Here is a 21348-nt window from a genome sequence, read left to right as displayed (position 1 = left end):
AGCGTTACTCTGCCGCCTCGGAGGTCGTGGCCGGGCCGATCTTGGAGTTGTGCAGGTCGACGTTGAGGCCGAGCGAGCGCATTTCCTTGACCAGCACGTTGAACGATTCCGGGATACCCGCCTCGAACGTGTCGTCGCCGCGAACGATCGCCTCGTACACCTTGGTACGGCCGGCGACGTCGTCCGACTTCACGGTCAGCATTTCCTGCAGCGTGTAGGCGGCGCCGTACGCTTCGAGCGCCCAGACCTCCATTTCGCCGAAACGCTGGCCACCGAACTGCGCCTTGCCGCCCAGCGGCTGCTGGGTAACGAGCGAGTACGGTCCGATCGAACGCGCGTGGATCTTGTCGTCCACGAGATGGTGCAGCTTGAGCATGTAGATGTAGCCCACCGTCACCTTGCGGTCGAAGGCGTCGCCGGTCCGGCCGTCATAGACGGTCGACTGGCCCGAGGCGTCGAAGCCCGCGAGCTTCAGCATTTCCTCGATGTCGGCTTCCTTGGCACCGTCGAACACCGGCGTTGCGATCGGCACGCCGTGGCTCAGGTTCTTGCCAAGCTCCATCAACTCGCCATCGTTCAGCGTCTTGATGGTTTCATCGTCGCCGTAGATCTTCTTCAGGGTCTCGCGCAGCGGCTTGAGATCCTGCTTCTGATAATAGCTGTCGATGGTCTGGCCGATGCGCTTGCCGAGGCCCGCGCAGGCCCAGCCGAGATGCGTCTCCAGAATCTGACCGACGTTCATGCGCGAGGGCACGCCGAGCGGATTGAGCACGATGTCGGCATGGGTGCCGTCCTCGAGGAACGGCATGTCCTCGATCGGAACGATCTTGGACACCACGCCCTTGTTGCCGTGACGGCCGGCCATCTTGTCGCCGGGCTGGATCTTGCGCTTCACCGCGACGAAGACCTTGACCATCTTCATCACGCCGGGCGGCAATTCGTCGCCACGCTGCAGCTTTTCGACCTTGTCGAGGAAGCGCTGTTCAAGGCCCTTCTTCGATTCGTCGTACTGCTTCCGCATCGCCTCGATTTCAGCCATCAGCTTGTCGTTGGGCGAAGCGAACAGCCACCACTGCGAGCGCGGATGCTCGTCGAGCACCGCACGGGTGATCTTGGTGTCCTTCTTGAAGCCCTTCGGACCGGCGATGCCCTGGCGGTTTTCCAGAAGCTCCGCCAGACGGCCGTAGACGTTACGGTCGAGAATCGCCTGCTCGTCGTCGCGGTCCTTGGCCAGACGCTCGATCTCTTCCCGCTCGATCGCCAGGGCGCGCTCGTCCTTGTCGACGCCGTGACGGTTGAACACGCGCACTTCGACGATCGTGCCCTGCACGCCCGGGGGCACGCGGAGCGAGGTGTCGCGAACGTCGGACGCCTTTTCGCCGAAGATGGCGCGCAGCAGCTTTTCTTCCGGCGTCATCGGGCTTTCGCCCTTCGGCGTGATCTTGCCGACCAGGATGTCGCCGGCGCGGACTTCGGCGCCGATGTAGACGATGCCGGCTTCGTCGAGATTCTTCAGCGCTTCTTCCGAAACGTTCGGAATGTCGCGGGTGATTTCCTCCGGACCAAGCTTGGTGTCGCGGGCCATCACCTCGAATTCCTCGATGTGGATCGAGGTGAAGACGTCGTCCTTCACGATCCGCTCCGAGAGCAGGATCGAGTCTTCGAAGTTGTAGCCATTCCACGGCATGAACGCGACCAGCACGTTGCGGCCGAGCGCGAGTTCGCCGAGATCGGTCGAGGGACCGTCGGCGATGATGTCGCCCTTCTTGACGATGTCGCCGACCTTCACCAGCGGACGCTGGTTGATGCAGGTCGACTGGTTGGAGCGCTGGTACTTCATCAGCCGGTAGATATCGACGCCCGACTTGGTGGGATCGAGATCCTCGGTGGCGCGGATAACGACGCGGGTGGCGTCGATCTGGTCGATCACGCCGGAACGGCGGGCCGCGATCGCAGCACCGGAGTCACGCGCAACCACGCCTTCCATGCCGGTGCCGACGAACGGCGCCTCGGCGCGAACCAGCGGCACCGCCTGGCGCTGCATGTTCGAGCCCATCAGCGCGCGGTTGGCGTCGTCGTTCTCGAGGAACGGGATCAGCGCCGCGGCAACCGAAACCAGCTGTTTCGGCGACACGTCCATGTAGTCGACCTTGTCCGGCGTGATCGGCAACACTTCGCCGGCGTGACGGCAGATGATCAGGTCCTCGGTGAAGCGGCCCTTGGCGTCGAGCGGCACGTTGGCCTGCGCCACGCGATAACGGCCCTCTTCCATCGCCGAGAGGTACACGACCTCCTCGGTGACGCGGCCATCCTTCACTTTGCGATAGGGCGTTTCGACGAACCCGTACTTGTTGACGCGCGCAAACGTCGCCAGCGAGTTGATCAGACCGATGTTCGGGCCTTCCGGCGTCTCGATCGGGCAGATACGGCCGTAATGCGTCGGATGCACGTCGCGCACTTCGAAGCCGGCGCGCTCGCGGGTCAGACCGCCCGGTCCAAGCGCCGAGAGACGGCGCTTGTGGGTGATCTCCGACAGCGGGTTGGTCTGGTCCATGAACTGCGACAGCTGCGAGGAGCCGAAGAATTCGCGCACCGCGGCAGCCGCCGGCTTGGCGTTGATCAGGTCCTGCGGCATCACGGTGTCGATATCGACACTGGACATACGCTCCTTGATCGCGCGCTCCATGCGGAGCAGGCCGATGCGGTACTGGTTTTCCATCAGCTCGCCGACCGAACGCACCCGGCGGTTGCCGAGATGGTCGATGTCGTCGATCTCGCCCTTGCCGTCGCGCAGGTCGACCAGCGTCTTGATGACGGCGAGGATGTCTTCCTTGCGCAGCGTGCGGTGGGTGTCGGGCGCGTCGAGTTCGAGGCGCATGTTCATCTTGACGCGGCCGACCGCGGACAGGTCGTAGCGCTCACTGTCGAAGAACAGCGACTGGAACATGGTCTGCGCCGAGTCGATGGTCGGCGGCTCGCCGGGACGCATCACGCGGTAGATGTCGAACAGCGCGTCTTCACGCGTCATGTTCTTGTCGGCATGCAGCGTGTTGCGGATGTAAGCGCCGACATTGACGTGGTCGATGTCGAGCAGCGGCAATTCCTTGTAGCCCTGCTCGTTGAGCGCCTTCAGCGACTTCTCGGTCAGTTCCTCGCCGGCTTCGGCGTAGATCTCACCGGTCTTCGGGTTGACGAGGTCCTCGGCCAGATAGTTGCCGATCAGCTCTTCGTCCGACAGACGCAGCGCCTTGAGGCCCTTTTCCTGCATCTGGCGCGCGCTGCGCACCGTCAGCTTCTTGCCGGCCTCGAGCACGACCTTGCCGGTGTCGGCGTCGATCAGGTCGTTGATGGTCGAGTAGCCACGGAAACGGGTGGCGTCGAACGGCACGCGCCAGCCTTCCTTGGCGCGCTTGTAATTGATCTTCTTGTAGAAGGTGGACAGGATCGTCTCGCCGTCGAGACCAAGCGCGTACATCAGCGAGGTCACGGGGATCTTGCGGCGGCGGTCGATGCGCGCGAACACGATGTCCTTGGCGTCGAACTCGATGTCGAGCCAGGAACCGCGGTACGGAATCACGCGGGCGGCAAACAGCAGCTTGCCGGACGAATGGGTCTTGCCCTTGTCGTGGTCGAAGAACACGCCCGGGGAGCGGTGCATCTGGGAGACGATGACGCGCTCGGTGCCGTTGACGACGAAGGTGCCGTTCATCGTCATGAGCGGGATATCGCCCATGTAGACGTCCTGCTCCTTGATGTCCTTGACCGACTTGGCGCCGGTTTCCTCGTCGATATCGAACACGATCAGGCGCAGCGTCACCTTCAGCGGCGCCGCATAGGTCATGCCGCGCTGGCGGCACTCGTCGACGTCGTATTTCGGCGGTTCGAATTCATAGCGGACGAACTCCAGCATCGAGGTGCCGGAGAAATCCGAGATCGGGAACACAGAACGGAAGACCGCCTGCAGGCCCTCGTCCAGACGGCCGCCGACCGGCTCATCGACCATCAGGAACTGGTCATAGGACGCCTTCTGAACCTCGATGAGGTTCGGCATCTCGGCGACTTCCTTGATGTGTCCAAAAAACTTGCGGATGCGTTTGCGACCGGTGAATGTCTGCTGCGCCATCGTGGCCTCTCATTTTCGTCGCCCTTGATGGACGAACCTTCCGAAGCGCGACTGCCATCGCCCCCGGGTTGAATTTTCGAATCGCTTCGCCGGAACCAAGCCCAAATTCAGGAATTAAGTCCCAAATCCGTTCTCCAGACCTTCAAAACGCAAAACGACGCGCAAGGCGCATGACTGCACCTCGCCCGTCCAACCATCGCTTCACGGACTGAAAAAGCCCGAAATTTGACTGTCTCCCAACGGCTTACGCCGAGAACCCTGCCGTTCCCGCCGCCTACCGTATTTTCCTGCTGCCAGCCCGATATGGGATGACAATAGTGGAGATTCGAGGGTTGACCCCGCGAATCCCCACACATTTTTGTGTACGCCGTGCGTCCGGTTGTCCCATAGCACGACTTTTGCATCGATCCCGGGTGCAGCTGCGCCCCGCCCGGGACCTTGTCTCAAGTAACTTGCGTTACTTGAGTTCAACCTTGGCGCCGGCCTTTTCGAGCTGGGCCTTGATCTTCTCGGCTTCGTCCTTGTTGACGCCTTCCTTGACCGGCTTCGGCGCGCCTTCGACGAGGTCCTTGGCTTCCTTGAGGCCCAGGCCGGTGATGGCGCGGACTTCCTTGATGACTTCGATCTTCTTCTCGCCGGCGGCGGCGAGCACGACCGTGAAGTCAGTCTTTTCTTCAGCGGGAGCGGCGGCAGCGCCACCACCGGCCGGACCGGCAACCGCAACGGCGGCAGCGGCGGACACGCCCCACTTTTCTTCAAGGAGCTTTGCGAGCTCGGCAGCTTCGAGCACGGTCAGGCTCGAGAGGTCGTCGACGATTTTCTGTAAGTCAGCCATTGATCTGTTTCCTTAAACGTATTGGTTCGAACCAGGTTTGATTTGCGAAGGGTCAGGCCGCTTCGCTCTTTGAGGCATAGGCCTGGACGACGCGCGCGAGCTTGGCCGCGGGCGCAGTCGAGAGCTGAGCGATCTTGGTCGCCGGCGCCACCAGGAGGCCGACAAGCTTTCCGCGCAGTTCATCGAGTGACGGCAGCGAGGCAAGAGCCTTCACGCCGTTAACATCCAGGGCGGTTTTACCCATCGAGCCGCCGAGAATGACGAACTGCTCGTTCGTCTTGGCGAATTCGATGGCAACCTTCGGCGCCGCTACCGGATCGTCTGAAGTGGCGATCACGGTCGGTCCCTTCAGCAGGGAACCGATGGCAACGACATCCGTGCCTTCAAGAGCAATTTTGGCGAGACGGTTCTTCGAGACCTTCACCGACGCACCCGCCTGCTTCATCTGCGTGCGCAGCTTCTGCATCTGGGCCACGGTGAGGCCGGAATAGTGGGCGACGACTGCAACGCTGGTGGTCTTGAAGACCCCGTTCAGCGCCTCAACCGCGTCCTTTTTTGCCGCTCTTTCCACAGCAAGCTCTCTCCGGTTGGCGGCCTTCGCGTGAGGCGAGACCGCCGGGTTGCACCCACCGTCTCACCCAAAACCTGACCTCAAGACACCAGTCCTTCGGACACGTCGGGCAAGACGACATTGAAAAGCCTGCCCTCCCGAACCAGATGGCGCGGGGTGTCGAGGTTCGAACCAAATCGGCCCACACGCCGCATGAAGCGACGCCAGGGAAAATCCGGTCTTCACCCGTCTGTGCAGGCTATGCGATTAAGCCGTTGAAGAGACTTGCACCTCAGTGCAAATTTCAACTTGGGCGCCTGCAGTCTTGGACAGGATCGAGGTTATCCGGCAAGCCGGACGCCCCCTGCCGCTTTCCAGCCCGACGATGGGTTTCCCTCCTTTCGAGCAATCCATAGCGGATGTCCTGAAAGGAATGATCTCCTACCGTATCGGGTTTTCGGAATGCGAGCACAGACGTGCCAGCAACGGCCAGCACGCCCGGAAGCCCGTTCTTTACCGGGTCTCGGTCGTCTTGCCAAGGGCAAAATTCAGGCCGCGGCCACAAATGGGGAAACACCCCTTCCCGGCAAGTTTCCCGTCCGCCAGGCGTTGCCAGCGGCCGGCGATCAGCCGAGCTTCACCGCATAAGGCAACGGCTTGCCGGCGAAATAGGCCTCGAGATTGGCCATCACGCAGTCCTGCATCGCCACATGCGATTCCAGCGTGTGGCCGCCGATATGCGGGGACAGCACGACGTTCGGCAGTGCCGTCAGCGCATCCGGCGCATGCGGTTCCCTGGCGTAGACGTCGAGGCCGGCGCCGGCGATGCTCTGGTCGGTCAGCGCCGCGACCAGCGCCTGCTGATCGATCACCGAACCCCGCGCGATGTTGACGACGTAGCCGTCCTTGCCGAGCTTGTTCAGGATATTGGCATCGACCGCGTGATGGGTGTCGCTGCCGGCACGAACGGCGATCATCAGGACGCTGCACCATTCCGCCAGCGCCTCGAGCGTCGGAAAATATTGATACGGCACGTCGTGCTGGCTGCGACTGAAATAGCCCACTTCGGTCTCAAAGGCTGCAACACGCGCGGCGATCTTGCGGCCGATCTCGCCCATGCCGTAGACGCCGATCTTGCGGCCGGGCATGCCGGCCTGCGGACGCATCATCGGCGACGGCTTTGCGCCGGCCCAGCTTCCGCTGCGCACGTAATCGTCGGCCGCCAGCAAGCGCCTTGTCGCCGCCAGCATCAGCGTCACCGCAATGTCGGCCACAGAAGCCGCATTCGCGCCCGGACTGTGGCCGAGCACAATGTTGCGCTTGGCAACGGCTGCGAGATCGACGCCGTCATAACCGGTGCCGTAACAGACGATGGCTGCCAGTTTCGGCATCTGGTCCATCGTATTGGCACTGAGCGGTGTGCCGCCTGCCGTTATCATCGCGCGAATATTGGAGAGCTGTTCGGCCGAGAACGTCTCGTTCGGCGGCTTGCCCGCGGCATCCAGCAATTCGTAGCGCTCACCAATCCGCACCATCAGGGCTTTTGGGAAGCGCGAATAGACCAGGACCTTCTCGGGCATGTTGTTCTTTCCCTGTCGCAAAGCAAAGGGCGGAACCGGTCACCCGATTCCGCCCTGTTTTCTCATCCGTGCCGCAAGACCTTAACCGAGCAGCGTGCCCGGCTCGACCTTGACGCCCGGGCCCATGGTGGAGGAGACCGCCACGCGCTGGATGTAGGTGCCCTTGGAGCCGGCGGGTTTCGCCTTGGAGACCGCATCCGCGAGCGCCTTGACGTTCTGCACCAGCTTTTCTTCGGTGAACGAGGCCTTGCCGATGCCGGCCTGCACGATGCCGGCCTTCTCGACGCGGAACTCAACCGAGCCGCCCTTGGCGCCCTTCACGGCGGTGGCGACGTCCATCGTCACGGTGCCGATCTTCGGGTTCGGCATCATGCCGCGCGGACCGAGCACCTTACCGAGGCGGCCGACCAGCGGCATCATGTCGGGGGTGGCGATACAACGATCGAAATCGATCGCACCGCCCTGCACCTTCTCGACCAGGTCTTCGGCGCCGACGACGTCAGCACCCGCAGCCTTGGCCTCTTCCGCCTTGGCGCCACGCGCGAACACGCCGACGCGCAGGGTGCGGCCGGTGCCGTTCGGCAGGGTCACCACGCCACGAACCATCTGGTCGGCGTGACGCGGATCGACGCCGAGATTGATCGCGATCTCGATCGTCTCGTCGAACTTCGACTTGGCGCGTTCCTTGACCATCTTGATGGCGTCCGCGAGCGGATAGAGCTTCTCGCGGTCGACGCCCTCGCGGGCCTTCTTCAAACGTTTTCCGATTGCCATGGTCCGTTACCCCGCAACTTCCAGACCCATCGAACGGGCGGAGCCCTCGACCATCTTCATGGCCGACTCGACGGAATCGCAATTGAGATCCTTCATCTTCTTCTCGGCGATCTCGCGCACCTGCGCTTTGGTCACCTGGCCTGCCTTGTCGCGGCCCGGGGCTTTCGAACCGGACTGGATCTTGGCGGCCTGCTTGAGGAAGAAGGACATCGGCGGGGTCTTCATCTCGAAGGTGAACGAACGATCGGCGTAGATCGTGATCACCACCGGAATCGGGGTGTTCTTTTCTTCCTTCTGCGTCTGGGCGTTGAACGCCTTGCAGAATTCCATGATGTTGAGGCCGCGCTGACCAAGCGCGGGACCGATCGGGGGCGAAGGATTCGCAGCACCCGCCGGCACCTGCAATTTCAGGTATCCGGTCACTTTCTTTGCCATACGTCACTCCTCATGTTGCTCCGGATCATCCGGAAGCTTCACAGGACCGTGGTGCGGTTCAACGGATGACTGGCGATCACCCATCTCCTCCCACGGCACTTTTCCCTCTCCCCGCATGCGGGAAGAGGTCAAGACGATCAGACCTTCTCGACCTGACCGAATTCCAGTTCGACGGGCGTAGCGCGGCCGAAGATCGACACCGCGACCTTCACGCGCGAACGCGCCTCGTCAATTTCCTCGACCACGCCGGAGAACGACGCGAACGGCCCATCGGCCACGCGGACGTTTTCGCCGATTTCGAACGACACCGACGCCTTGGGACGTTCGACGCCTTCCTGCACCTGGTGCAGGATCCGCATCGCCTCGGACTCCGAGATCGGCATCGGCTTGTTTTCGGCGCCCAGGAAGCCGGTCACCTTGGGCGTGTTCTTGATGAGATGGAACGCTTCGTCGGTCAGCTTCATCTTCACCAGCACGTAGCCCGGGAAGAACTTGCGCTCGGCGTCGATCTTGCGGCCGCGGCGCACCTCAGTGACCTTTTCGGTCGGCACCAGCACCAGCTCGAACAGGTCCTCGAGCCCGCGCTGCTTGGACTGTTCGCGGATCGATTCGGCGACCTTCTTCTCGAAGTTCGAGTAGGCGTGAACAATATACCAGCGCTTGTCCATCGTTTGGGTTCCGGTGCTCATCAGTGGACGCCCAGCAGGAAGGTAATGAGATAGCGGATGATCATATCCGCGGCGAAGAAGAAGATCGAAGCCAGCGCCACCATGATGAACACCATGATGGTGGTGATGGTCACTTCGCGGCGGGTCGGCCAGGTGACCTTGGCGGTCTCCGAACGCACTTCCTGCAGGAACTTGAACGGGCTGATAGCCATCGTTGGGTACCGCGTCCTTTGAGACGAATTTCTGAATTTAAGTGAATCCGAACAGCCCTCTAGCGCCCAGCCCTCTCTCGAAGGATGAGCCGCCATGCGGGCTCGATTGTTCGGGGGATTTCAAAAGCCGCGCCGGATATCCGCATAACGGGCCGACAGCAGGTGGCGGGTATCTACTGCCAGTCGGGCAAAAGGTCAAGGTATCCGCCGGCCGGCGGGAGGCCCCCGGGCCGGCTGAACGGCCCGGGCCGGACCGAAGGCCCTTGGTTAACCGCAGGTAGCGGGCGCGCCTCAAATCCGAATCAGAGCGTGGTCTGGTTCTTAAAGGCTCCCCGCCATCCTGACCGTCCCCTTGATGGACCATGAGGTGACGATGTCGCTGCTCAGCCAACACCAGACCGGCCAGGACGGACCTGCAGGTGACATCGCCTGGAGCGTTCTCGACGCGGCCAACGACCTCGGCGATACCGTCACCATCGATGCCTGCCGGCGCGTGATTGACGCGAATCTGCGCGGCCTCGCGCCCGCGACTTCGGACATGGCGATCGTCGTGGGGTTCTTCGGCTAGTTCGGGACCGGCGGCAGGAACCTCGACCAAGCCTTTAGATTTACAAGTCCTTGATTTAGCTGGCAGGGGCGGCAGGGCTCGAACCTGCGACAACCGGTTTTGGAGACCGGTACTCTACCAACTGAGCTACACCCCTACGCAAACCATGCGTCGCCGCCGGTTTCGGCCCGTTTCAAGCATAGGCCATGCCCCGATTGCAAGGGCGAAGCCGCGCGCGGCCCTCTGGAAATCGGTCACCGCCCTGTTCAAGTCAAGGGTTCTGCGCCAAACTTCCCCTCCCTGCCATAACAACAAGAGCAATCGGGAGAGACCATGAACGCGCAGACTGCCCCCAAACACGCCGCCGCCCCGCAGACCCCATCCCTCCCCCACGCCAAGCCGGAACAAATCGGGTTGTCCAGTGCCCGCCTGCAGCGGATGTCGGACGCCTTCAAGCGCGAGGTCGACAAGGGAACCCTGCCGGGCGCGACCGTGCTGGTGGCCCGCCGCGGCCAGATCGGCTGGTTCGACGCGATCGGCCGGCAGGCGCCCGCTTCTTCCGCGCCGATGGCGAAGGACAGCATCTTCCGCATCTTCTCCATGACCAAGCCGATCGTTTCGGTTGGCATCATGATGCTGATCGAGGACGGCCACTTCCTGCTCAGCGATCCCGTCGCCAAATTCATCCCCGAATTCGCCACCCAGAAGGTCGGCGTCGAGCGCACCGGCCAGCTCGATCTGGTGCCGTTGAAGCGGCCGATGACGGTGCAGGATTTGCTGCGCCACACTTCGGGCATCACTTACGACCATACCGGCAACGGACTGGTGCAACAGCTCTATCAACAGTCGCGGCTGCGCAGCCGCAAGATCACCAATGCCGAACATGCTGTCATGGTCGCGAGCATGCCGCTGATCTGCCAGCCCGGCGCGGAATGGAATTACAGCCGCTCCACCGACATCCTCGGCCGCATCATCGAAGTCATCTCCGGCAAGTCGCTCGGCGCCTTCCTGACCGAGCGGATCCTGGCGCCGCTGCAGATGGCCGAGACCGCGTTCCACACGGCTGAGGAAAACGCCGGCCGGCTGGCCGAGGCGTTCCCGTCCGATCCCTGGAACGGCGACAAGGTCCAGCTCTTCAACATGCTCGAGAAGCCGGTGATGGAATCCGGCGGCGGCGGGCTGGTGTCGACCACGATGGACTATGCCCGCTTCAGCCAGATGCTGCTGAGCGGCGGCACGCTCGATGGCATCAGGATCGTCGGCCGCAAGACGCTGGAACTGATGGCGTCCGATCACCTCGCCCCGTCAGTCAAGGTCAACTCGCCCTTGATGCCGGCCGGCCACGGCTTTGGCCTTGGCTTCGCGGTCCGCACCCATGACGGCATGGCGCCGTTCCCGGGCTCGCGCGGCAACTTCTTCTGGAGCGGGATGGCCGGGACCTTCTTCTGGATCGACCCGAAGGAGGACCTGTTCGCGGTGTTCATGATGCAGGGCCCGGGCCAGCGGGAATACATCCGCACGATGTTGCGTAACCTGGTGTATGCGGCGGTGGAATAATCCCGTCGTCCCGGCCTTGAGCCGGGACGACGAGATAGAGATCAACTGATCGTCGCCCCGCCATCAATCACAATCGTCTGGCCGGTCATGAAGTCGCCGGCCGCCGATCCCATGAACACGGCGGCGCCGGCGATCTCGTCGGGAGTGCCGATGCGCAGCAGCGGCGAGCGCGCGGTCGAGGCCTTTAGCGTTTCCGGATTGTCCCACAGCGCCTTGGCAAAATCGGTCTTGATCAGGCCGGGCGCGATGCAGTTCACGCGGATGTTGTGCTTGCCGTATTCGCAGGCGAGGTTGCGCGCGAGCTGCATGTCGGCGGCCTTCGAGATCGCATAGGCGCCGAGCACGGTCGAACCCTTCAGGCCGCCGATCGAAGACACGATGATGATCGAGCCGTCCTTGCGTTCGATCATCTGCGGCACGACCATGTTGATCAGCCAGTTGTTGGCGACGATGTTGTTGTCCAGGATCTTGCGGAACTGATCGTCGGAGATGCCGCCGAGCGGACCGTAGTAGGGATTGGACGCCGCGTTGCAGACCAGCACGTCGATTTTGCCGAAGGCGCGGTTGGATTCATCGACGAGGTTTTGCAGGTTTTCCTTGCTCGAAATATTCGCCGCGATCGAGACCGCCGTGCCCTTGCCGAATTTTTCGTTGATCGATTTGGTGACGGAATCGCAGACGTCCTGCTTGCGCGAGGAGATCACGACCTTGGCGCCGTGCTCGGCCATCCGCTCGGCGATGGCAAGCCCGATGCCGCGCGTGGAGCCGGTGATGACGGCGACTTTGCCCTTCATATCGAACAAGCTCATGTCTCTCTCCCAAATGTTGGTCCGGCCGCAAGCCGGTTCTCGTTTTTCGAATTCAAGCTAAGCAGCCTTTGAGGTATTCGACAACGCTCAAGCAAGCTTTGTCGCAGGCGGAACGACCTCCGGCCCGGCCGGCTGATGCATCGCATTGTGCGAGGGGTCGGCAATCCATGGCTGTTGGTTGACCATCGGTAGCCGCCAGATCGAATGGCTTCCGGTTGCGATGTGATCGAGCCGCGTCACCGATACGTTGTCGATATCGAAGGCGAGGCCCTTGTCGGGTTGACCGCCCAGCGCAAGACCGACCGCGGCCTTGATCGTTCCGCCATGAGTCACGGCAATCACGTCCTTGCCGGCATGCTCAATCGTGATGCGCTCGATCGCGCCGCAGACACGGTTGTAGAGATCCATAAAACTTTCGCCGCCGGGTGCTGCTTCGTCGATCGCCGCGAACCAATGAGAACCGGTAGGACGGCTGGCCAGAAACGCCGCGCGATTCATGCCCTGCCATTCGCCGAGATGCTGTTCGGCAAAGTCCTTGATGTGCGGCATCTCCGCGGGTTTCGGAAATCCGGCGGCCCAGATCGCGTCCGCGGTCTGATGCGTGCGCTTCAGGTTGCTTGCATACCACACCGCGCCCCGCGGCAGGATTTTTCCGACTGCGTCAAACACCACGCGGTCACTGGTGTCGCAGCCCAGATCCTTCTGCCCGTAGATGCAGCCGCCGTCTTCGCGGACCGGCGCGTGCCGCACCCACCACCAGCGCGTCGTGACCTCGTTCGGTTTGCCTGGATTGGACATCGCCAAAGTCCCTCAATAGTGTTTGCAATCGTCTTTGATGTCGCTGTACGTCAGAGCACGCACCGCCTCAAGTCACTTCGACGTTCTTGAGCGTTTGAAAACTTGTTTGAAATTCCGCAAGGCGGCAGACGCCGACCTTGTATACTCCAGGGAGAAACTTCATGGGCCGCCTCGAAGGCAAATCCGTCATCATCACCGGCGCAGGCAGCGGAATCGGGCGCGCGGCCTCCTTGTTGTTCACCAGGGAAGGCGCAAAACTGATTGCGGTCGATCGCAGCGAAGCGGTGAACGAAACCGCAAAGCTCGTCAGCGACGCCGGCGGCATTGTCGAAGCCGTGATGGCGGATGCGGGATCGGAAGCCGACGTGAAGGCCTTTATCGACAAGGCGGTCTCGAAATACGGCAAGCTCGATGCGATCTGGGCCAATGCCGGCGTCAGCGGCGGACTGGTTCCGATTCCCGAACAGACCGTGGAGCATTGGCAGGAGGTGCTGCGCATCAACCTGATCGGACCGTTCCTCGCGATCAAGCATTCGATGCCGCACATGATCAGGCAGAAGTCGGGCTCGATCGTCTGCACCGCTTCCGTCGCAGGTCTCAAGGCCGGCGCCAGCGGACATCCCTATGGCGCGAGCAAGGCCGGCGTCATCAGCCTGGTGCAGACCACGGCCTATTCGCTGTCCGGCACCGGCGTGCGCATCAATGCGGTGTGCCCCGGCCTGATCGAAACCGGCATGACCAAGCCGATCTTCGACAACGCCAAACAGCGCGGCACCGACGGCAAGATCGGCCAGCTCAATCCGCTGAAGCGCGCCGGGCAGCCGCATGAACTCGCGGCAATGGGACTGTTCCTTGCGAGTGACGACGCGTCCTACGTCAACGGCCAGGCGATCCCGGTCGACGGCGGCTTGACGGCGTCGATGCCGTATACGGGCAAGCCGGTTTAGTTGGTTTTTTAGGGAGCCGCATCGCTTCCAACCCGCGACTGTCGTCCTCCGCGAAAGCGGGGGACCCAGTACGCCGCGGCTTCTCGGGTCTATCATTGTCGTCTCTGGAATACTGGATCACCCGCCTTCGCGGGTGACGACAACTGAATATGTGGCCGCATTCTCGCGACACATTGCGCCCGAGCTTTGCCCGAAATTCCTTGCCCTCTTCAAACAGAGGGCGCAGGGAAGACCGGGTGCGCGCTGCACCCGCGGTCCCGTGTGCGGTTAGCACTAAGTAGGCTGCACACGAGCATACAGGGCAGCGGAGAACACCCGGCCTTCCCTGCGCAATGGCTTTACGGCTTATGCCGTGATCTCCCCGGAGACGAGTTCTGGGTTGACTCCGTCGCTATCGTTTCCGCTTGCGCTTCTCCGACAGCTTGACGCCTGCAACGGGCGCCAGGACCACACGGTTTTGCCGTACGCTAAATCCACGCCGTCGTCAGACGTGAACCAGCGTCCACCGCATCCCGCCGCGCGTTCGTGACGTGCGCACGCCCCTCTTGTCGGGCGGGACGCGACAATTCAAACCGCTGATTTGCCCGACGAGGAAAGCGGAATTTTGCCCGTCGGGTTAATTTGTCGCAGCGCGAGCAATCCATCCGCCGTCAGAGCGCAGTAGCGCGTGTCAGGAAGCCGACAGCAAACTCCCTTTCGCCGGCGAATAATCCACCGGCACCAGCCAGCGATCCTCGATCTGCCCGACCATCCGACCGTGCTCCGCGTGCGTCACGCGCTTGATTTCGGACCATTCGGCATCCGCCATGAAGGCCGACCATGCCGCAATCCTGCTCGCCTCGTCGGGCCATTCCAGCAGATAGGCAAATTCGGTTCTGTCACCGAATTTGGTTTCCCACATCGCGACGATGCGAAAGCCGTATCGGTTGCGCATGATACGCGCCGCGTGATCGCGGAATCGCGCGTGGAACGCGGCCTTGTTGTTTTCGAATATCTCGTAGATGCGCAGTTGCTGGATCATCATGGCCTCTCCCTCATCGAGAGATATGGCCTCGGCGTCTTCTGTCAAATCCCCTGCCGCAATGAATGCCATCAACAAAGGATACGAAGCTCACAGCCCGTCGGGCGGGATGCCTGACGTGGTTGCCGCCACCGGGCGCGCGCGGACCCGTTCGCGGTAGAAAGCATAGAGGCCGGACGAGACGATGATCGCGGCGCCTGTTAGCATCATGCCGTCAGGCTTGTCGCCGAACATGAAATAGCCGAGCAGCATGGCCCACAGCAGCGCCGAATAGCGGAACGGCGCCACCGCCGAGATATCGCCCGATCGCAGCGCCACGATCATGCATTGATAGCCGATCAGCACCAGCACCGCCGCCAGCGCCAGCATACCCAGCGCATGATTGGACGGCGGGGTCCAGCCGCCGAGCGGAAACAGGATGACCGCGCCGGCCGATGTCACGGTCACCGTCATCAACAGCGTGATGAACAGCGAGGGAATTTTCTCAGGAATTTTCCTGGTCGAGAGATCGCGCAGGGCGCAGAACGCCACCGAGACCAGCGCCAGCAGCGAAAACTGGTTGAAGCCTGCAATTCCCGGCCGCACGATGATGAGCATGCCGACAAAACCGGCCGCGATCGCCAGCCAGCGCCGCCAGCCGACCGGCTCGCGAAACACCAGCGCCGCGCCGAGTGTGATGGCGAGCGGCAAGGCCTGAAAGATCGCCGACGTATTGGCCAGCGGCAGATGGGTGAGCGCCGCCATGAACGAGATCGTGCCTCCGACCTCGCCGACGACGCGCAGCGCGACCGGCGCGGTCATCACCGTGCGCAGCGGGCGCAACGCACGCTGATGGAACGCGAGCGCTGCGACCAGCACGATCGCGAACAGGCCACGCACCAGCATCACCTGGCCGAAATTGATTTCCGCCGACACCGCCTTGGTGATGGAGTCGTTGATCGTGAAGGCGGCCATGGCGGTGGCCATGATCAGGCTGCCGCGGATATTTGGGGAGAGAGCCAAGATGGATTCCGGTGAATCGTGGATCGTAGGGTGGGCAAAGCGACTTCGTGCCCACCAGTAGCAACAACGATCTGGAGAAATGGTGGGCACGGCGCTGACGCGCCTTTTGCCCACCCTGCGGATGCAATGAATGAAACATGGCGCGATCCGGATGGACCGCGCCATGTTGCAAATTATTTCGCGCCGGCCTTCTGCGCGTATTCCCAGGAGGCCTGCGACAGCGGCACCGTGCGCTTCGCCGACTCGATGGCCTTGGCATTGGCCGCGGTGCCGTCGCGGATCCGGCCTGCAATACCCTGCGTGATGCCGGCAAGGCGGAACAGGTTGTAGGAGAAATACCAGTTCAGGTCGGGGACCTCGGTACCGGTTACGTTGCAGTAGATCTGCGCGGCCGCTTCCATGCTCGGGATGTTCAGCGCCTTGAGATCGGCGTTGGCGAGGCCCGGCATGGTCCATTGCATCAGGAGGTAAGTGAAGTCGGCCATGGGATCGCCGAGCGTCGACAATTCCCAGTCCAGCACCGCCTGCACGCGCGGTTCGGTCGAATGGAAGATCATATTGTCGAGGCGGTAGTCGCCGTGGACGATGGAAACGCGCTTCTGCTCCGGCACGGTCTTCGGCAGCCATTCGGCGAGCTTTTCGAATTCCGGAATGTGCTGGGTCTCGGAGGCGCGGTATTGCTTGGTCCAGCGATCGACCTGCCGCGCAAAATAATTGCCGGGCTTGCCGAAATCACCGAGGCCGATGGCCTGCGGATCGAACAGATGCAATTTCGCCAGTGTCTCGATCTTGCTGGTGAAAATCTTGTAGCGGTCGCCCGGCGTCTGGGTCGGCAGCGTGGGATCCCACAGCACCCGGCCCTCTTCCATCGACATGATGTAGAACGCCGAGCCGATCACGCCGTCGTCGGTGCAGAGCGCATAGGCCTTCGCAACCGGAAAGCCCTGCTTGCTCAGCGCGGCGATGACGCGGAATTCGCGATCCACCGCATGCGCCGACGGCAGCAATTTGCCGAACGGCCTGCGGCGCATCACGTAGGATCGTCCGGGCGTATCGAGCCGGTAGGTCGGGTTGGACTGGCCGCCCTTGAACTGCAGGACGGTCAGCGGTCCCTGATAGCCTTCAATGTTTTCGCGCATCCACGCATCGAGGCGCTTCTCATCGATGCGATGACGCTCCTCGACTTCCTTGGTGCCTGAAAACTCTTCGTCTTTCCTGACGCCGTCCGCCACGATGACGCTCCCTTGAGATTTCTTAGTTTCCTTTGGAGAGCGCCATCTGAAGCGTTCCCGTTAATTAGTGCGACGTGTTTGCATACTTCCGAAGTTCAAGTCTGGCAATGGCGCGATTATGCACCTCGTCCGGACCGTCAGCCAGGCGGAGCGTACGGATATGGGCATAATCCTTCGCCAGGCCGGCTTCGTCGGAGACACCGCCGCCGCCATAGGCCTGGATGGCATTGTCGATGATCTTCAACGCCATGTTGGGCGCGGTGACCTTGATCATTGCGATCTCGGCCTGTGCAGTCTTGTTGCCGACCTTGTCCATCATGTCGGCAGCCTTGAGGCACAGCAGGCGATTCATCTCGATGTCGGCGCGCGCTTCGCCGATACGCTGTTCCCACACCGAGTGCTCGATGATCTTCTTGCCGAACGCGGTGCGCGAGGCCAGCCGCTTCACCATCTTCTCAAGCGCCTCCTCGGCCTTGCCGATGGTGCGCATGCAGTGATGGATGCGGCCCGGACCAAGACGGCCCTGCGCGATCTCGAAGCCGCGGCCCTCGCCGAGCAGGATGTTTTCCGCAGGCACGCGAACGTTTTCCAGCAGCACCTGGGCGTGGCCGTGCGGCGCATCGTCATAGCCGAACACCGGAAGCATTTTCTCGACCTTGATGCCGGGGGTATCGAGCGGAACCAGGATCTGCGACTGCGCCTTGTGTTTCGCCGCGCTCGGATCGGTCTTGCCCATCAGGATCGCGATCTTGCAGCGGGGGTCGCCGACGCCTGACGACCACCATTTGCGGCCGTTGATGACGTAGTGGTCGCCATCCTTTTCGATGCGCGTTTCGATGTTGGTCGCGTCCGATGACGCCACCGCGGGCTCGGTCATCAGGAAGGCGGAACGGATTTCACCGTCCATCAGCGGCCGCAGCCACTTCCGCTTCTGCTCCTTGGTGCCGTAGCGGATGAACACTTCCATGTTACCGGTATCCGGGGCGGAACAATTGAACACCTCCGAAGCCCAGGAGATGCGGCCCATCTCTTCCGACAGCAACGCATATTCGAGGTTGGTCAATCCCGCGCCGCGGAATTCGTCGTCCTCATGCGCGTTCGGCGGCATGAACATGTTCCAGAGGCCTTCGGCCTTGGCCTTCTTCTTCAGATCCTCGAGGATCGGGATCACCTTCCAGCGCGGCCCCTCTGCATCCTGCTTGTCGTAGATCGGCACCGCGGGCCGAACATGCGTTTTCATGAACGAACGAACGCGGTTGAGCCATTCGGTCTGGCGTTCTGACATATTGAAGTCCATGGGACGCTCCCTTCCTTGGATATTCGCTGGCTTTGAAAGCTTTGGCGGCACTGTCTGCCCGCCGCTCCCCCGCCGCAAGAGATTTGCCGGCGCTGGAAGCGGAGACGGATTGACTTTTGCCCTTCAAACGATAGTTTCATACACACGTTTGAAATGCAACTCCCCCATTTTTGGTCATTCCGGGGCAGCCCGCAGGGCTGAACCCGGAATCCAGAGATGGCAGGAGCGAGATTGCAGGATCGAGATTCCGGGTTCGCGCTTCGCGCGCCCCGGAATGACCGGAAAAAGGCGTGAAGCTATGGCGTCCGATCATACCCGCTCCGCCATCCTCGCCGCCGCCGAACGGCTCTACGCCGATCGCGGCTTCGGCGATGTGACGCTGCGCGACATCGTTGCCGAGGCGAACGTCAATCTCGCCGCGGTGAATTATCATTTCGGTTCCAAGGACGAGTTGATCGCGGAACTGTTCGTGACCCGCAGCCTCGCCACCAACCGCGAGCGGCTCAACGATTTGAAGGCGGCCGAGGAAGCCGGCGGCGGCCGCGCCTCGATCGAGGCCATCATGCACGCGCTGGTCGGACCGACCTTGCGCGGCTGCCTCGGCCCGGACCGCGAAGGCTCCACCGCGGCCCGCTTCATGATCCGCGCCTCGATCGAGTCGGTGCCGCCGATCCGCCGCATCAAGAATCGCGAGGTCGATCATCTGCGGAAATTCGTCGCCGCGATGCGCCGCTCCCTGCCCGGCCGCGACGACGCCGAGCTCTATTGGGGCCTGCACTTTGCGCTGGCGATGTCGCACCACACGATCAGGGAAAAAGAGCGGCTGACAAAGCTGTCGGAAGGCCAATGCGACCTCAACGACGTGAATGCAATCGTCGAACGCGTGGTCACGGTGTCGGTGATGGCGCTGACCGGCGGCGAACCCGCCAGGAAAGCGCCCGCCCGCTCAATGGCGCCGCCATATGGCCGGCTGACCCGGCAGGATTTGTGAGCTACGTCATCGCCACGCAGTCGATCTCGATATCGAACGGCCCGGTCCATTCCGGGATGCAAACGAAGATGCGGGCCGGCGGGTCCTCTGGAAAATAACGCCGGTAGACCGAATTGACGGCCGCAAAGTGCCTGGCCGAGGTGCAGTAGATGTTGCACTTCATCACGTTGTCCAGCGATGCGCCCGCGGCCTCCAGGCAACGCTTCATCTGCTCGAGCACGAGTTCGGTCTGGCGCTCGATCGGCACGGCGATGATCTCGCCGGTCTGCGGATCGAATGGCGGCAGGCCCGAGACAAAGATCATGTTGCCGGCGCGCGTCACCGGCGATGCCGGAGGCGCGCCCCACTTCTCGAGATAAGAGGAGATCGGCTCGACCCGGAGCGCTTCCCGTTTCATGGCATCACCTTCGATTGGCGGATCGACGGCGCAAGACTAACGTCTTCCGCCGCGATCATGCTTCGAAGATGATCGAAGTGTTGCTGTTTCGCCAGAGCGTTTTCCAGCGAAGTGGACACCGGTTCGCGTCAAGAAAACGCGTCAAATCAAGAATCTAGAGCCCCGTTCCGATTCCATCGGAACGGAAAAGGCTCTAGACGATCTTCTGCGCCTTCAGCGCCTCGACCTTGGCGTCATCATAGCCGATCGTCGCCAGCACTTCCCTGGTGTGCGCGCCCAAGAGCGGCGGCGCGCGATAGTCCTTCACCGGCGTGCCGGAGAAGGTGATGGCGTTGCGGATCAGCGACAGTTCCGGCTCGAAGGGATGCTCGACCTTGACCCGCATGCCGCGCGACTGGACGTGCGGATCTGCAAACACCTGCTCGAAATTGTTGATCGGGCCAGAGGGCACGCCGGCCTTCTCCAGCTCGTCCAGCCAGTACGCCACCGGCTTCTTCAGGAACAGGCCTGCGAAGATCGCCATGATCTCCTTGCCGTGCACGACGCGGTCGTTGTTCTTGAGGAACCTTGGATCGGTCGCGAGCTCCGGCGCGCCCAGCACGGCGCAGGTGCGCGCGAACTGGCCGTCATTGCCGACCACCAGCATCAATTCGCCGTCGGTGGCTCGGAACACGCCGGCCGGCATGCCGCCATTGCCCCAGGTGCCGCGCCGCGGCGGAGTCACACCGTTGACGAGGTAGATCTGCAGCCAATGCGACAGCGAGGCGATCACGGTGTCGAACAGGCAGACGTCGACATGCTGCCCCTCCCCACCATTGACCTTGCGGTGATAGAGCGCGGAGAGAATGCCAATGGACGTGTTCATGCCCGTCATATAGTCGACGATGGAGGGGCCGACCTTCATCGGCCCCTCGCCGGGCTCGCCGTCGATATGACCGGTAACGCTCATCAGGCCGCCCATCGCCTGCAGGATGGCGTCGTAGCCGGCGCGCGGCGCGTAAGGGCCGGTCTGGCCGAAACCGGTCACCGAGCAATAGATGATGCCGGGATTGATCGCCTTGATCGATTCATAATCCAGCCGGTAGCGCTTGAGGTCGCCGACCTTGTAATTCTCCATCATCACGTCGCAGGATTTTGCGAGCTCGCGGATGATGTCCTGGCCTTCCGGCGAGGCGATGTTGACGGTGACCGACTTCTTGTTGCGGTTGGCGCACAGATAGAACGAGTTGTTGTTGTTCGCCTTGCCCTCGGGGTCTTGCAGGTAAGGCGGGCCGAAGGCGCGCGCATCGTCGCCGCCGCCGGGACGCTCGATCTTGATCACCTCGGCCCCGAGATCGCCCAGCATCTGCGCCGACAACGGCCCCGCCAGCACCCGCGTGAGGTCCAAAACCTTGATGCCTTTGAGTGGCAGAGCCGACATGAAACTTCCTCCGAAACTTTTGCTTTGATGGCGCCGGAATGTCCCCCCGGCGCGCGATGCCCAGCGGATACACTATTTTGCGGCCATGAGCCCTGCATTGGCGGCATGCAGGTATCCGTTTGCTGGCTTGTGGCGCGCCGAGCGGAAGTCGAG

20 protein-coding genes and 1 tRNA gene are annotated in these 21348 nt (G+C 62.2%); 4 read left to right on the top strand and 17 right to left on the bottom strand.

What is annotated here, in order from left to right:
- Nucleotides 1-4: 4 nt before the first annotated feature.
- From rpoB to secE, 8 genes are all read right to left on the bottom strand, one after another.
- Nucleotides 5-4123, bottom strand: a complete 4119-nt coding sequence (gene rpoB / locus JQ609_RS04530; protein ID WP_212211799.1) for a DNA-directed RNA polymerase subunit beta — start codon at nucleotides 4121-4123, stop codon at nucleotides 5-7.
- A gap of 457 nt (nucleotides 4124-4580) precedes the next feature.
- Nucleotides 4581-4958, bottom strand: a complete 378-nt coding sequence (gene rplL, locus JQ609_RS04525; protein WP_192733878.1) for a 50S ribosomal protein L7/L12 — start codon at nucleotides 4956-4958, stop codon at nucleotides 4581-4583.
- 52 nt (nucleotides 4959-5010) lie between these two features.
- Nucleotides 5011-5529 (bottom strand): 50S ribosomal protein L10, encoded by a 519-nt coding sequence (gene rplJ / locus JQ609_RS04520; RefSeq protein ID WP_212272172.1) that lies wholly within the window; start codon nucleotides 5527-5529, stop codon nucleotides 5011-5013.
- A gap of 605 nt (nucleotides 5530-6134) precedes the next feature.
- Nucleotides 6135-7088 (bottom strand): 2-hydroxyacid dehydrogenase, encoded by a 954-nt coding sequence (locus JQ609_RS04515; RefSeq protein ID WP_212272171.1) that lies wholly within the window; start codon nucleotides 7086-7088, stop codon nucleotides 6135-6137.
- An 81-nt stretch (nucleotides 7089-7169) separates the two neighbouring features.
- The gene (gene rplA / locus JQ609_RS04510; RefSeq protein WP_192733881.1) at nucleotides 7170-7862 is read right to left on the bottom strand and encodes a 50S ribosomal protein L1; all 693 of its coding nucleotides are present in this window, start codon (nucleotides 7860-7862) and stop codon (nucleotides 7170-7172) included.
- Nucleotides 7863-7868: 6 nt separating this feature from the next.
- Nucleotides 7869-8297, bottom strand: a complete 429-nt coding sequence (gene rplK, locus JQ609_RS04505) for a 50S ribosomal protein L11 (protein WP_065728804.1) — start codon at nucleotides 8295-8297, stop codon at nucleotides 7869-7871.
- Nucleotides 8298-8434: 137 nt separating this feature from the next.
- The gene (gene nusG / locus JQ609_RS04500; RefSeq protein WP_211998187.1) at nucleotides 8435-8965 is read right to left on the bottom strand and encodes a transcription termination/antitermination protein NusG; all 531 of its coding nucleotides are present in this window, start codon (nucleotides 8963-8965) and stop codon (nucleotides 8435-8437) included.
- A 20-nt stretch (nucleotides 8966-8985) separates the two neighbouring features.
- Nucleotides 8986-9177: a preprotein translocase subunit SecE gene (gene secE / locus JQ609_RS04495; RefSeq protein ID WP_212211803.1), complete on the bottom strand. Its 192-nt coding sequence runs from the start codon at nucleotides 9175-9177 to the stop codon at nucleotides 8986-8988.
- Nucleotides 9178-9550: 373 nt separating this feature from the next.
- Between secE and JQ609_RS04490 the strand changes: the two genes are divergently transcribed.
- The gene (locus tag JQ609_RS04490; RefSeq protein ID WP_212211805.1) at nucleotides 9551-9745 is read left to right on the top strand and encodes a hypothetical protein; all 195 of its coding nucleotides are present in this window, start codon (nucleotides 9551-9553) and stop codon (nucleotides 9743-9745) included.
- Nucleotides 9746-9805: 60 nt separating this feature from the next.
- Here the strand turns inward: JQ609_RS04490 and JQ609_RS04485 are convergent.
- Nucleotides 9806-9881 (bottom strand) — tRNA-Trp (locus JQ609_RS04485).
- Nucleotides 9882-10057: 176 nt separating this feature from the next.
- Here JQ609_RS04485 and JQ609_RS04480 point away from each other — a divergent pair.
- A complete protein-coding gene (locus JQ609_RS04480; protein WP_212272170.1) occupies nucleotides 10058-11281 on the top strand; it encodes a serine hydrolase in 1224 nt (407 codons plus the stop codon).
- Nucleotides 11282-11322: 41 nt separating this feature from the next.
- Here the strand turns inward: JQ609_RS04480 and JQ609_RS04475 are convergent, their stop codons facing one another.
- Complete coding sequence (locus JQ609_RS04475; protein ID WP_212211808.1) at nucleotides 11323-12090, bottom strand: SDR family NAD(P)-dependent oxidoreductase; 768 nt, start codon at nucleotides 12088-12090, stop codon at nucleotides 11323-11325.
- Between the two features lie 87 nt (nucleotides 12091-12177).
- On the bottom strand, nucleotides 12178-12888 hold the full coding sequence (locus tag JQ609_RS04470) for a histidine phosphatase family protein (RefSeq protein ID WP_212272169.1): 711 nt from the start codon (nucleotides 12886-12888) through the stop codon (nucleotides 12178-12180).
- Nucleotides 12889-13049: 161 nt separating this feature from the next.
- Here JQ609_RS04470 and JQ609_RS04465 point away from each other — a divergent pair, with 161 nt between their 5' ends.
- Nucleotides 13050-13835 (top strand): SDR family NAD(P)-dependent oxidoreductase, encoded by a 786-nt coding sequence (locus JQ609_RS04465; RefSeq protein ID WP_212211812.1) that lies wholly within the window; start codon nucleotides 13050-13052, stop codon nucleotides 13833-13835.
- A gap of 670 nt (nucleotides 13836-14505) precedes the next feature.
- Here JQ609_RS04465 and JQ609_RS04460 read toward each other — a convergent pair.
- The 4 genes from JQ609_RS04460 to JQ609_RS04445 form a co-directional block, all read right to left on the bottom strand.
- Complete coding sequence (locus JQ609_RS04460; protein ID WP_249127643.1) at nucleotides 14506-14859, bottom strand: NIPSNAP family protein; 354 nt, start codon at nucleotides 14857-14859, stop codon at nucleotides 14506-14508.
- Nucleotides 14860-14946: 87 nt separating this feature from the next.
- Nucleotides 14947-15858: a DMT family transporter gene (locus tag JQ609_RS04455; protein WP_212272168.1), complete on the bottom strand. Its 912-nt coding sequence runs from the start codon at nucleotides 15856-15858 to the stop codon at nucleotides 14947-14949.
- A gap of 173 nt (nucleotides 15859-16031) precedes the next feature.
- A complete protein-coding gene (locus JQ609_RS04450) occupies nucleotides 16032-17090 on the bottom strand; it encodes a phosphotransferase family protein (protein WP_212272167.1) in 1059 nt (352 codons plus the stop codon).
- Nucleotides 17091-17154: 64 nt separating this feature from the next.
- Nucleotides 17155-18387, bottom strand: a complete 1233-nt coding sequence (locus tag JQ609_RS04445; protein ID WP_212207348.1) for an acyl-CoA dehydrogenase family protein — start codon at nucleotides 18385-18387, stop codon at nucleotides 17155-17157.
- A gap of 298 nt (nucleotides 18388-18685) precedes the next feature.
- On the opposite strand from JQ609_RS04445, the gene JQ609_RS04440 reads away from it, so the two are divergent.
- Complete coding sequence (locus JQ609_RS04440; protein ID WP_212272166.1) at nucleotides 18686-19378, top strand: TetR/AcrR family transcriptional regulator; 693 nt, start codon at nucleotides 18686-18688, stop codon at nucleotides 19376-19378.
- A 1-nt stretch (nucleotide 19379) separates the two neighbouring features.
- Here JQ609_RS04440 and JQ609_RS04435 read toward each other — a convergent pair whose 3' ends face one another.
- Nucleotides 19380-19775: a RidA family protein gene (locus tag JQ609_RS04435; RefSeq protein WP_212272165.1), complete on the bottom strand. Its 396-nt coding sequence runs from the start codon at nucleotides 19773-19775 to the stop codon at nucleotides 19380-19382.
- A gap of 193 nt (nucleotides 19776-19968) precedes the next feature.
- Entirely contained in the window at nucleotides 19969-21195 is a 1227-nt protein-coding gene (locus JQ609_RS04430) for a CaiB/BaiF CoA-transferase family protein (protein ID WP_212272164.1), read from the bottom strand.
- Between the last annotated feature and the right edge of the window lie 153 nt (nucleotides 21196-21348).

Source organism: Bradyrhizobium sp. AUGA SZCCT0169 (assembly GCF_018130085.1).
Lineage (GTDB): Bacteria > Pseudomonadota > Alphaproteobacteria > Rhizobiales > Xanthobacteraceae > Bradyrhizobium.
Note: the sequence above shows the minus strand (reverse complement) of the source record. Positions and strands in the feature narration are given on the sequence as shown.